The 13,140-nt window shown below is 29.6% G+C and carries 13 protein-coding genes and 1 pseudogene; 1 reads left to right on the top strand and 13 read right to left on the bottom strand.

Annotated elements, in window-relative coordinates; translation table 11 throughout:
* Window positions 1–216 precede the first annotated feature (216 nt).
* From sufB to RWN11_RS05190, 13 genes are all read right to left on the bottom strand, one after another.
* The gene (gene sufB, locus RWN11_RS05250) at window positions 217–1,596 is read right to left on the bottom strand and encodes a Fe-S cluster assembly protein SufB (protein ID WP_060914346.1); all 1,380 of its coding nucleotides are present in this window, start codon (window positions 1,594–1,596) and stop codon (window positions 217–219) included.
* A 35-nt stretch (window positions 1,597–1,631) separates the two neighbouring features.
* Window positions 1,632–2,060 (bottom strand): Fe-S cluster assembly sulfur transfer protein SufU, encoded by a 429-nt coding sequence (gene sufU, locus RWN11_RS05245; protein WP_314160725.1) that lies wholly within the window; start codon window positions 2,058–2,060, stop codon window positions 1,632–1,634.
* Window positions 2,050–3,276 carry a SufS family cysteine desulfurase gene (locus RWN11_RS05240; protein ID WP_314160726.1) on the bottom strand — a complete coding sequence of 409 codons (1,227 nt, stop codon included), beginning with the start codon at window positions 3,274–3,276 and terminating at the stop codon, window positions 2,050–2,052. The genes sufU and RWN11_RS05240 overlap by 11 nt, the downstream gene beginning before the upstream one ends.
* A 5-nt stretch (window positions 3,277–3,281) precedes the next feature.
* Entirely contained in the window at window positions 3,282–4,568 is a 1,287-nt protein-coding gene (gene sufD / locus RWN11_RS05235; RefSeq protein WP_314160724.1) for a Fe-S cluster assembly protein SufD, read from the bottom strand.
* 1 nt (window position 4,569) lies between these two features.
* Window positions 4,570–5,310, bottom strand: a complete 741-nt coding sequence (gene sufC, locus RWN11_RS05230) for a Fe-S cluster assembly ATPase SufC (protein WP_060914311.1) — start codon at window positions 5,308–5,310, stop codon at window positions 4,570–4,572.
* Window positions 5,311–5,510: 200 nt separating this feature from the next.
* Window positions 5,511–6,407, bottom strand: a complete 897-nt coding sequence (locus tag RWN11_RS05225; RefSeq protein WP_314160723.1) for a C39 family peptidase — start codon at window positions 6,405–6,407, stop codon at window positions 5,511–5,513.
* A gap of 12 nt (window positions 6,408–6,419) precedes the next feature.
* Window positions 6,420–7,283: a DMT family transporter gene (locus tag RWN11_RS05220; RefSeq protein ID WP_314160722.1), complete on the bottom strand. Its 864-nt coding sequence runs from the start codon at window positions 7,281–7,283 to the stop codon at window positions 6,420–6,422.
* Entirely contained in the window at window positions 7,276–8,421 is a 1,146-nt protein-coding gene (locus tag RWN11_RS05215; protein WP_314160721.1) for a glycerate kinase, read from the bottom strand. Before RWN11_RS05215 ends, RWN11_RS05220 begins: the two co-directional genes overlap by 8 nt.
* Before the next feature lie 564 nt (window positions 8,422–8,985).
* Entirely contained in the window at window positions 8,986–9,846 is an 861-nt protein-coding gene (locus RWN11_RS05210) for a farnesyl diphosphate synthase (protein ID WP_314160720.1), read from the bottom strand.
* A complete protein-coding gene (xseB, locus tag RWN11_RS05205) occupies window positions 9,839–10,039 on the bottom strand; it encodes an exodeoxyribonuclease VII small subunit (protein WP_314160719.1) in 201 nt (66 codons plus the stop codon). The genes RWN11_RS05210 and xseB overlap by 8 nt, the downstream gene beginning before the upstream one ends.
* The gene (gene xseA, locus RWN11_RS05200; RefSeq protein ID WP_314160718.1) at window positions 10,039–11,298 is read right to left on the bottom strand and encodes an exodeoxyribonuclease VII large subunit; all 1,260 of its coding nucleotides are present in this window, start codon (window positions 11,296–11,298) and stop codon (window positions 10,039–10,041) included. The genes xseB and xseA overlap by 1 nt, the downstream gene beginning before the upstream one ends.
* Window positions 11,299–11,311: 13 nt before the next feature.
* A complete protein-coding gene (gene nusB / locus RWN11_RS05195; RefSeq protein WP_314160717.1) occupies window positions 11,312–11,707 on the bottom strand; it encodes a transcription antitermination factor NusB in 396 nt (131 codons plus the stop codon).
* Between the two features lie 14 nt (window positions 11,708–11,721).
* A complete protein-coding gene (locus RWN11_RS05190; protein ID WP_314160716.1) occupies window positions 11,722–12,027 on the bottom strand; it encodes an Asp23/Gls24 family envelope stress response protein in 306 nt (101 codons plus the stop codon).
* A 284-nt stretch (window positions 12,028–12,311) separates the two neighbouring features.
* Between RWN11_RS05190 and RWN11_RS05185 the strand changes: the two are divergent.
* Window positions 12,312–12,766 (top strand): annotated as a pseudogene (locus RWN11_RS05185) (S-ribosylhomocysteine lyase).
* The last annotated feature ends 374 nt before the right edge of the window (window positions 12,767–13,140 follow it).

The following is a 13,140-nucleotide window of genomic DNA, read 5'->3' as shown; positions in this document are numbered from 1 at the left end:
TGGAATGATTAAAAAGAACTAAATTTTAACAAAGTGTATATAATAACTCATAGACACAGTGTTTTATTAATATCTAAATACGCTTTATAAAAGCTTTTCAGATATATCTAACAAGCTTTGAGGGGAGACTCAACAAAATCGATTTCTATGAAATCACGATTTTTGAGTCCCCCCTCTTTTCTTCTTTATTTAAAATTTAAATTTTTATGTTATAGATTATCCTATAGACCCTTCCATCTCAAATGAAATTAATCTGTTTAATTCAACAGCATATTCCATTGGAAGTTCTTTTGTAAATGGTTCGATGAATCCCATAACTATCATTTCAGTAGCTTGTCCTTCATCAAGACCTCTACTCATTAAGTAGAATAGTTGTTCTTCTGAAACTTTAGATACTTTTGCTTCATGCTCTAGTGATACGTTAGAGTTTTTAACAATATTATAAGGAATAGTATCTGAAGTTGAATATTCATCTAAGATTAAAGTATCACATTCAATGTTTGAACGCGAACCTTCAGAGTTTTTACCAAAGTGAATCCATCCACGGTAGTTAACTTTTCCGCCTCGACGAGACATTGATTTAGAAACAACAGTAGAAGATGTTCTAGGTGCTAAATGAATCATCTTAGACCCTGCATCAAGTACTTGCCCTTCACTAGCCATAGCGATAGATAGTGTACTTCCACTTGCTCCTTCACCAACTAATATACAAGCTGGGTATTTCATAGTTAATTTAGAACCTAAGTTTCCATCAACCCATTCCATAGTACCATTTTTCTCAACAATCGCACGCTTAGTAACTAAGTTATAAACGTTCGTTGACCAGTTTTGAATAGTTGTATATCTGAAACGAGCATTTTCTTTGATAAAAATTTCTACTACAGCAGCATGTAGTGAACTTGCTGAGTAAGTTGGAGCTGTGCATCCTTCTACGTAGTGTAGAGAAGAGTTTTTCTCAATAATAATTAAAGTACGTTCAAACTGCCCCATTTTTTCACTGTTAATTCTGAAGTATGCTTGAAGCGGTGCTTCTACTGATACATTCTCTGGACAGTAGATAAATGATCCACCTGACCACACTGCTGAGTTTAATGCAGCAAATTTATTGTCATTGAAATCAACGGCTTTCGAGAAATATTCTTTGAAGATTTCTTCATGATTTTTTAATGCTGTATCAGTATCTTCGAAGATAATTCCTTTTTCTTCGAATTGTTTATGCATATTGTGATAAACTACCTCTGACTCATATTGTGCAGATACACCTGCAAGGTATTTTTGTTCCGCTTCTGGAATACCAAGTTTTTCAAAAGTATTTTTAATTTCTTGTGGTACTTCGTCCCATGAACGTTCTGTTTTTTCTGATGGTTTTACATAATATGTTAAGTCCTCAAAATCAATTTCAGATAAATCTCCGCCCCATGTAGGCATTGGCATTCTGTAGAACTCTTTTAATGCATTTAGACGGTATTCTAACATCCACTTAGGTTCTTCTTTTCTTTCAGAAATTGTTTTAACGATTTCTTTTGTTAATCCTTTATCAGTCTTGAATATAGATACATCTTTATCTGAAAATCCATACTGATAATCGGTAAACATTTCTTCATTTTTATTCAATGCAATCACTCCTTCTTCTATTTATTTTCTTCTAAAATTTTTTCTGTAATTTTCCATGCTAAAGTAGCACACTTAACCCTAGCTGGGAGTTGAGAAATATTTTGTAATGAAATACTATCTTCTAAGTTTTCTTCATTAAATTCATTTCCCATAATCATATTTAAAAAGTCTTTAATCTTGGCATTAGCTTTTTCTACTGATAATCCTTTTAATTCCTCAGTTAACATAGAGGCAGATGCTAATGAAATAGAACAACCTGTTCCTACGAATTTTATATCTTCGATAATATCATCTACTAATTTCATACTAACAGTTATTTTATCACCACAAGACGGATTCAACATCTCCAACTTATAACTGCTCTCTATTTCCCCATTATTTCTAGGATGCTTACTATGATCTAAGATTACTTGTTTATATAAACTTTTCAAATCACTAAAACTCATTTTCAAAAAACTCCTTCGTTTCTTTTAATGTTTGAATAAAGAAATCTATCTCTTCTTTCGTATTATATAAATATAGACTCGCTCTAGCTACTGAGAATGTATCCAGCTTTCCTAATAATGGTTGAGTACACTGATGCCCTGCTCTTATGCAAATACCTTTTTCATCTAAAAAACTCGTTAAATCATGAGGATGAACTCCTACTAAGTTAAAAGTTATTAGTGAAACTCTCTCTTCTATATTCTTTGTTCCATAAATTTCTATATTATCTATTTTTGAAAGTTCAGAATACATATATCTAGTAAGTTCTTTAGTGTACTTTTCAATATTTTCTAATCCGATACTATTTAAATACTTAATAGCAGCTCCTAAGCCTGCAGCTTGTGCAAGCAGTGGTGTTCCCGCTTCAAATTTATCAGGAAGAATTGCCCATGTTGCTGAATTATCCTCAACAATACCAATCATTCCTCCACCAAATTCAACAGGATCAAATTTTTCTAGTAGATGTTTTTTACCATATAAAACTCCAATACCAGTTGGTCCACACATTTTATGCGCACTAAAGGCCAAAAAGTCACAGTTCATTTTTTGAACATCAATCTTTAAATGAGGAACGGATTGCGCTGCATCTACTACAAAATAAATACCCTTATCTTTTAATAATTCCCCAATTTCATAAACCGGATTTATATTACCTAGCACATTAGAAGCGTGGCACATTGATACAATTTTAGTTTTATCTGTAATAAATTCTTCTAATTGTTTAATACTAATTTTTCCCTCTTCATCTAATTCTAAATATTTTAAAACTAGATTTTTTCGTTTAACTAGTTGTTGCCAAGGAATAATATTAGCATGATGTTCCATATAGGTAAGAATAATTTCATCACCTTCAGTTACATCTTGTTCTAAAATTCTTGCTATGAAATTTAAACTTTCAGTAGTTCCGCTAGTGTAGATTATCTCTTCATAACTACTTGCATTTATAAATTTTCTAACTAACTCTTTAGACTCTTCGTATATTTTCTCTGATTCATTACCTAAGGTATAAACAGATCTATGAATATTTGAATTATAATTTTTATAGTAATCTGTAATTGCATCGATTACTTGATTAGGTTTTTGAGTAGTAGCTCCATTATCAAAAAATATCAAATCATTTCCTGATATTTTTCTATTTAATATAGGAAAGTCTTCTCTATATTTACTAAAATCTATCATTATTACTCACTCTCGTTATTGTTAATTTTTTCATCAATAAGCACTGTTACAAGTTCTTTAATTTTATCTACTGTTAACTCTGAGATTACTGGAGATAGGAATCCATGAACTAATAATCTACTTGATTCTTTTCTAGTTAATCCTCTACTTTGTAAGTAGTATAGTTGCTCTTCATCAATACGACCTAGCGATGCTCCGTGACCAGCCATAACATCATTTTCGTCGATTAATAGCATTGGATTAGCATCTGCTTTTGCTTCTGAAGAAAGTGTCAGCATTCTTGAGCTTTGGTAAGCGTTAGAACCTGTCGCACCTTTTACGATAAATCCTACACCGTTAAATACAATATGTGATCTATCTAATAGCACACCATGTTGTAAAATATCACCTTTACTACTTAAGCCTTGGTTAACTACTTCACTATTGAAGTAAGTTTTTTGTTCTTTAACTCCTAAAGTAACAATCTTAAGGTTAGCTTCAGAACCATCTCCTAGAATGTTCGTTGTATTATCGTGATATACGTCTGCCTCATCCATTGCGGCAACATTCCAGTTAATTAATGAATCTCTATAAGTTAAACCACGACGTAAAATAGTTCCACGTTTTTCACCTGGTTGGTTCGTAATTGAACTATAGTTAACTTGAGCTCCTTCATGTGCAACTACTTCAGATACTAAACTGAATGGAGCCTTATCCTCTTTTTGATTATTTACGTAGTTTTCAATAAAGTTGAATTTTGCATTATTTCCAACCTGAATAGTTACATGGTTGAATAAACTTTGTTCTTTATCAGAAATCACTATATATTGAAGCGGTTCTTCAATAACAGCATTATCCTTAACATCAATAAATAATCCAGCATTTAATAGTGTATAGTGAACAGCTGTTACTTTACTTTCAGCATAATCAACTACACTCATAAAACTATCTTTTATGTGATCATCATTCATAGCAGAAAAAATATCTTTAATAGCAACTTTATCAGCATATTTTTCTGGAATATTAATATGTACAATAGTATTATTCTTTTGAACTACAGCAAAATCATCGCTATTAATACCATATTCGGCTATATTTACATTTCCTTCATTTTCTAATCTTAGAGTTGAAAAATAAACATTAAATAAGTTCCATCTTTCTAACTCCATAGACTCTAATTTTGGAAAAGGTAGTGTATAACTCTTATATAAAGCTAATTTTCTAGTATTTAAAAACCATGTAGGTTCATTTGTATTAGAAAAGATGCTTTGTAAAGTTTTAATACTTAGTTTTAATTTATTATTCTCCATATTAAACCTCTTCTTTTAACCAGTCATAACCTTCTTTTTCTAAACGAAGTGCTAGCTCAGGTCCACCTGATTTTACGATTTTCCCATCCATAAGTACATGTACAAAATCTGGCTCAATATAATCTAATAATCTTTGGTAGTGAGTGATAATTAAGCAACCGAAGTTTTCACCACGCATTTTATTAACACCTTTTGATACAATTTTTAATGCATCAATATCTAATCCAGAGTCGATTTCATCTAGAATAGCAAATTTTGGTTCTAACATCATCATTTGTAATATTTCGTTACGTTTCTTTTCTCCTCCAGAGAAACCATCATTTACATAACGTTGAGACATTTTTAGATCCATTTCTAAAAATTCCATAGTCTTATCTAATTTTTTAATGTATTGCATTAAAGGAATATTCTCTTCACGTTGTGCATTAATTGCAGATTTAATAAATTCTGAAGTTGGTACTCCTGGTACTTCAGATGGATATTGCATTGCTAGGAATAGACCAGCGCGAGCTCTTTCATCAACTTCCATTTCTAGTACTTCTTCACCATCTAATAAAATACTTCCACCATCTACTTCATATTTTGGATGACCCATAATTGCTGATGCTAGAGTAGATTTACCTGCACCATTTGGTCCCATTACGGCATGTATCTCACCAGATTTAATTTCTAAATTTAGTCCTTTTAATATTTGTTTTTCATTAATTGATACTTCTAAATTTTTTATATCAAGAACTGACATTTTATTTCCTCCATCTTTTATATTTATTGCGATTAAATCATATAAAACATTAATTATCGCAAATTACATAAGTATTATTATAAAGGTTTTCAAATGTTTTATCAAATTATTGGTTCGAACGTTCTTTAATCATACACTCCTGTTTATAAAAAAATAAATCCTCAAATTTCATTTGAAATTCGAGGATTTATCTATATAATTTATTTTGAAAATTCCCACATAGCTACTATTTCAGTTTTTAATTCGTCATAAGACCATTTTTTTAGCGTTCTTGTATAGCTATTTGGATCATTAATTATAAATTTCCCTTCGTTATCTACTCCTGTTATCAAAACAATATGTCCAACAGTTGTAAACTTACCTGGATGAACAGAGGCGATAATTGGATTTCCTTTACTTAATGCAGATTTCATAGCTTCTTCATTAAGTGGTACACCAGTTGATTTAACTCCGTATTCTTTAGCAATATAATCGAAGAAACTCCATTTTGTACCTACGTCTGTAAAGTATCCGCTAGCATCTTCTTTTTCAGCGATGTTTTTTGGCGTAATTGATTTATCATCTAATATTCCACTTAGAGCCATCGCTACACAAGTTGGTCCACAACCACCTATAGCGACGTTTGTCCCACCTAATTTATCATAAGCCCAACGTTTATCCCATTGAATATAGTAAGGAAACTTCCTATTAACTTCAACAGTTTCTCCTTGTTCGAATGGTGCTGCTTGTTGACCAGCAAGATAACCAAGTACATATTGAGTAGCATCTTTATTATTAACTAGTAACTTTTGTTCTGCTTCTGGAAGATTCTCTTTTTGTAAATAGATTAATTGACCTATTAAACTTCCATTAGCATTTTGAAGCAAGTTATTTTCTATTCCTCTTGTTGTCGTTATAAATGGAGAAGGTTGTGTTACTCCACGAATTCCATCACGTGCTTTAGCTACATTTTCTGTTTTTAACACATTAGTACTCTTATTTTCATCTTTTATAAATTTATTAAACCAAGTAATCTTATTACTTTGAATAACGTAAAATACAACTGTACATAGAATAATGAATACAATTGTCATTATTCCCATTCTTTTTCTTTTCATTGTTTATCTCCTTTATTTACTCTTAAAAACTAAAATAATCCCTACAGAAATAACTATAATATATCCGATTAAACTTTGCAAGTCTGGTAACTCGCTAAAAAATATAAATCCTAAAATTCCCGAAAACAATACTTGTGAATAATCAAACACTGATATATTTTTCGCTGCTGCATACTTATAAGCAAATGTTACTCCATACTGTCCTATTGTAGCAGAAGCCCCAGCTAATATTAGCATCGATAGTTGATACATTGTCATCGTACGATAATCAAAAATTAAATAAGGTAATAATAATATTGTTGATAATGATGAGAAGAAGAAAATTATAAACTCTCCTGAGACATTATGCGTACCTAAATACCTTACACAAGTATATGCAATACCCGAACAAAATGCCCCTAAAAGTGCTGCTAGAGCTCCTGTACTTATTAATCCATCACCTGTAGGTTTTATAATAAATCCTACACCTATAAATGCAATAATAATTGCTAAAAGTTGAAACATTGTCATTTTTTCTTTAAAGAAAAAATAAGATAGTATAATTATTACAAATGGTGAAAGTTTTTGTATAATTGTCGAATCAGCAAGACTAATATGTGAAATTGCATAAAAGTTAAATACTAAGCCTATTGTACCGAAAACACTCCTTGAGATTAAAACACTCCAAGAAACTTTATCACTTGGTAGATTTATATTTTTCCAGTGCTTTATTAAAGGAATTGACGAAATTCCAACAGCTATAATATTTCTAAAAAAACCTTTCTGCATTGATGGTAAATCTCCAGATAATTTAATGAATAACGCCATCAATGAAAAACCGAAACCTGACATTATTATACAAAATATTCCCATCAGTATATTATTCTTTTTATCCATTACTAAACTCCAATATATTAAATATTTGAACAATTGTATTTTCAATGTTTCGTTTTGAAATGTGTCTGTCCATTGCTATATTCAATGGCGCAAATTTCCTTTGAATTGAAAACGATGCATCAATTAATTTTTTATCATCTTCATTTAATTCAGATAATTCATCATCTAAAATACTACCCGCTAAAAAAATAACTTTTTTATTAAATCGTTTTGCTATTCTTGCAATTTCGATTGGAGCTTTTCCCATATAGCTCTGTTTATCTAATTTACCTTCTCCAGTAATAACAACATCTACATCTCGAATAATTTTCTCTAACTCTAGATAATCTATCATAAACTCTGAGCCCGATTCTATAGTAGCGTTACAAAAAGACATAAAAGCATAACCTAATCCGCCAGCAGCACCGCTACCTTCGATGAAAGTGTTATTTTTTCCAGTAGCTAAATTAACTTTATTGGAAAATTTTTCAATATATTTATCAACTTCTGCAAATTTATTCTCATCCAAACCTTTTTGTTTTGAAAATATATACGTCGCTCCATTTTTTCCTATCAACGGATTGCTAACGTCACTTATAATACTAAACCTTGCTTTAGTTAATTTAGAATTAATATTTTTATTATCAATAACATCTATTTTACTTAAGTCATTAATGCCACGTTTACACAATTGTCCTTTTTCATCTATAAATTTAATACCTAATTCACTTAACATTCCTATTCCACAATCATTTGTCGCACTTCCACCAAGACCTATAATAAAATGTTCTATCCCTTTTTCTAGAAGAAATACAATTAACTTTCCTAAACCGATTGTTGTAATTTTAAATGGATCTTTTTGTTCATCTTTTAATTGCTTTATCCCTATTACTTCCGCTACCTCAATAACCGCTTCTTTTCTCTCTTCATTCAAAAGATAATTGACATCACATTCTTGTAATGCTGCATTAACCGTTCTAAATTTATTATTTGTAAACCCCTTAAATAATGTTAAAAATCCATCTCCTCCATCAGCAACTACTTGAGTATATGTAATAATATTCTTATAGTTATTATTAAGTTTATTGGAAATAATTTTTCCTATTTCTGCTGATGATAATGAGCCCTTAAACTCATTAACTGCTACTAATACTTTCATTAATTTTCAACTCCGCTTACATTAAATTTATAATCTTTTAGTTAATTTTACCATTAAACTAACTTTAATAAAAGTTTAAAACCCGAAAATAAAGTATAAAAACATTTTCATTGATAAAATTTACACAAATACTTTAAATTTATTATTTTTTTTAGTATAATAATTATGTAAAGTATTTTACTTTATGTTTAGGGTCAAAAATAGGTCTCAATTTTTTGATTATATCAAAAAAATACAGTATTAATTTGTCAACTGTAGAAGCAAACTACTTTTAGTTTTTACAATTAATAAGTAATCCTCATGTTTGTGCCAGTAATCTACAGCCAACATTTTAAAATATATTAGTTTATGAGCAACCTATTCCCTAAAGTTAAACTAATATTTATACTGTAAAAAACCACGAAGTTTACCCCTAAACTTTCGTGGTTTTTACCTTTTCATATTTGGTTGTATAATAAATCCGGGGCATGAAAAAAATCCAGACTCGAATTTTTATTTTTATGAACAAAATCACTATGGATTGGAAATATCAATCTACAGTGATTTTGTTTTAAACTGTGTAAACTATTTTTCTCTTTTTAATAAATAATTTGCAAAATCTTCTAGTAAATTATTATTAAGGTGTTTTGCCACATTAATAGCGTTAAGTGTATGTTTTTTAAGTAATTCTTCACATTCCTCAATGCCATAAAAACTAAGGTATGTAATCATATCTTCATCACTTGGTAATTTCCCGATTTTTTCAAAGTCACCATAGTAATCAAGAATATCATCTTTGATTTGATAAGCAATACCTAATTGCTGTCCAAATTCTTTAACATCGTTGTATTCATCAAGTTTATCCGCTACTAAACATGCGAAGTCCATAGGTAACTCAATTAAACGCCCTGTTTTTAAACTATGCATCCTTCTTAAATAGTCTGCATCTACATCATAATTTTTTTGCTTCACATCATATACTTGTCCAGCAATCATCCCCATCGCACCTGAATAATTAGCAAATTGTTTAATTAATCTAACCTTTAAGCTAGGTTCAACAGCGCATTCACTTAGCACTTCAAACGCTAATGTTAACATTGCATCCCCTGTAAGTACCGCAACATCTTGTCCAAAAACTTTATGATTCGTAAGTTTGCCCCAGCGATAATCATCGTTATCCATTTCAGGTAGATCATCATGAACTAATGAATAAGTATGTACTAACTCAATAGCTAATGCAATATCAAAATATTTGCTGTAGTCCACTCCGTAATACTTAAGCAAATATAAAAATGAGAGTGGTCTAATCTTTTTCCCATCGTTAACTAAAGAATATTGAATAGATTCTTTTAATAAATCAGGCATCTCCAATTTTTCAAGGTATTCTTTAGCATAAGTATTTAATTTGGTTTTATTTTCTTCTATGAAACTTTTAAAATTATTCATTTTCTTTGAAATCCTTAGTTAATTTAACTACTTCTTTTTCAGCTTTATCTATTAGCTTATTACAATGTTTTATTAAATCTATTCCATTTTTGTAGCGTTCTAATGAATCTTCTAATGATAATTGCCCTGACTCTAATTCAGCAACAATTTTCTCTAAATTCACTAAACTTGTTTCGAAATTTTCTTTAATCATTACTTAACTCCTTTATCGGATATATTGTTCACTTTACATTCTAGACTACCATCGATTAACTGAACTGATATCTCATCTCCTACCTTAACTTCTTTAACAGATGTTAACTTTTTATCATCAAGAAATGATACCGAATATCCTTTCTTCATAATATTTAACGGTGAGTTTGCTTCTAAACGATTAAGCTCTTGAGTAAAACTTTCTTTAAATCTTGCCAATAAATCAAAATTAATAAACTTTTCCGAAGAATTTATTAGTTGTTGTTTTCTATCTTTTAACAACAACTGTATAGATTTATTAAGATCTTTTTCAAACATTTCAACAGTCTTTTTATACTCAATATGAACTCTAGAATAATTTTTGAAATATGGATTATTTTCGCTATTATTTATTCTATTCTTATATGTTTGAATAATATAGCTAATAGTATTATTTAATTTATCAAGATTAAATTCTATTCTATTTTTTATATCTTCTATATTCGGCGTCACTAATTCTGCTGCCGCAGTCGGTGTGGAAGCCCGCTTGTCAGATACGAAATCCGCTAGTGTCGTATCGGTTTCATGTCCAATTCCAGTAACAATAGGAGTCTTACAATTAAATATAGCTCTAATAACTTCTTCAGTATTAAAACTCCATAAATCTTCTATTGAACCCCCACCACGACCTAAAATTATTACATCATTGGTTCCATCATCAGCTAGTTTAATATTTTTAACAATATCTTGGACTGAATTTTCTCCTTGAACCAAAGTTGAGTAAATATTAATTTTTGCGATAGGAAAACGCCTTTGAATCGTTCTTGTAATATCCTGAACTGCTGCTCCTGTTTTAGCAGTAACTACTGCAATATTTTGGCAAAAACTTGGTATTTGTTTTTTGTATTGTGGCAAGAAAAGTCCTTCTTTTTCAAGCTTTTCTTTTAACTCTAAAAATTTCTGATAAAGTTCTCCTATTCTATCTTTTTTCATATCTGAAACTAGTAGATTGTGTTCTCCTCGAGGAAAATAATAATTAATCTTCGATTTAATTAGAACTGTATCTCCATCTTTAAAGTCTTTTGTTTTTGCTCCGAACCATACTGCATTTATTCTTGTATTTTCATCTTTTATAGAAAAATATATATTATTGTTATTATGAAGTTTAAAATTAGATATCTCACCTTTAATATATATTTCTCCTAAGTATGGATCTAATAAAAATTTCCTCTCAATATATTTATTTAATGCTGTAACGGTTAGATATGTTCTTTCTCCCATCTAACTTTACCTCTTATTTTGTTGAGTTTTCTACGATTCCTTTTAATACTCCATTGATAAATTTATAACTTTCATCTTTTTCACTATATTTTTTTGAAAGTTCAACAGCTTCGTTAATTGAAACTTTATACGGAATATCGCTATATAGTATTTCATATGCAGAAATACGTAAAATCTGTCTATCCATTTTTGAAAGACGTTCTAATTTCCAATCTTTTAAATTTTTTGAAATTATTTCGTCAATCTCATCTTTTTTCTCTAATATTTCTGTTAATGTTTTATTAACATAAATACTAGTAGAAATTTCCTCTTGTTCTAAATCTAATAGTTCTATAAAATCTAATTCAGTATTCTCTACTTGAAATAAAATTTTAAAAACTGCTTCTCTAAGTTCGTGTCTGCTCTTCATTTATATCTCCTATTTTAAAAATCAATTCCTATAATATTTACATTAACAGTTTTAGTATTTATTTCTGTCATATTAAAAATAGAATTTCTAACATTTTCTTGAATTTTTCTAGCTGTTTTAGTTACTGAATAACCTGCTTTTAAGTTACAGTATACATCAATGATTAGTTCCGTACCTGCAAATTCCAATTCAACTCCACGTGAATAAACTTTTTTTCCTAATAATTTTGCTACACCCTCTACTTCTGTAGTTGCAATATTAGCTATTACTGCTAAGGCGCTTGGGTTAATTTCTACTTTTCCTAATTTTTTAGTTTCCATTTGAATTTCCTCCAAAATTATATTTAATATTAGCAATACATCTAATATTAAATTATTATTTGTCCATAATAATCTTATTAATTATACCATATTTTCTAAAAAAAAGGGAGAGATTACCTTAAAATAGTTGTTGTCGAAAATACTATTTTCGTAGGTAATCTCTTCCTTATGATTCTCTGTAGTTTATCTGGAAAAAATAAAGTATAAAGTTCTCAATTAAATATAATGGGAGATTGTATAATCAAATTAGATACTAAAAAATAAAATAAAAAAACACAGCAAAAATCTGTTGTGAAAGTTTCAACCTAGATTATACTAAAGTTGTTGAACCATATATTAGATAAGTTGGTGTGTATTCTGATGATAATGGAGATAAAATATATAAATATAATATTAGATTTTACCAACCAAATAAAGAACACTTAGAAATGCCTAACCTTCACTCTTTAGAACATTTAATCACTGAACTAATCAGAAATCATCTTGATAATGTATTAGATTTTGGTCCAATGAGATACCAAACTGGTTTCTACCTATCAGTTATTAATAATGATAGTTACAAAGAAGTAAAAGAAGCACTTGCTAAAGCACTTGAAGATGTTCTTGTTACTACTGAAGTACCAGCGTGTAACGAAGTACAATGCGGATGGGCAGCATCTCACGCTTTAGAAGGTGCTCAAATGGAAGCTAAAAAATTCTTAAAAAATGTTCTGAATGAAAAAACGTTTTTAGTAAATAATGAAAATACACTCTGGAGAATAATCTTTTGGATTAATCTTTAGAGTGTATTTTGCACTATAGTGGATTCTAATCTTTATCAACATTAACGTCTGAAATATTACAATTTCATAAATTCCAAAAATCTAAGTAATATGGTGCTACCTAGATTTTTGGAATTTTTTGCTACTAAGAGCTTAACAAAGAGTCAGAATTGCTATTTAGAATTTTTTTATACAATACCTTTTTCAGCTTAATTAGACTCAGATACTATTGTTCAGGGAGTGACTCAAAAATCGCGATTTCGAAGAGATCGATTTTGTCGAGTCCCCCCCGCACAGGTTATTAGATATCTAAAAAGCTTTTATAAAGCGAATTTAGATATCAATAAACCAC

Source organism: uncultured Gemella sp. (genome assembly GCF_963519265.1).
GTDB lineage: Bacteria > Bacillota > Bacilli > Staphylococcales > Gemellaceae > Gemella.
Note: the sequence above shows the minus strand (reverse complement) of the source record. Positions and strands in the feature narration are given on the sequence as shown.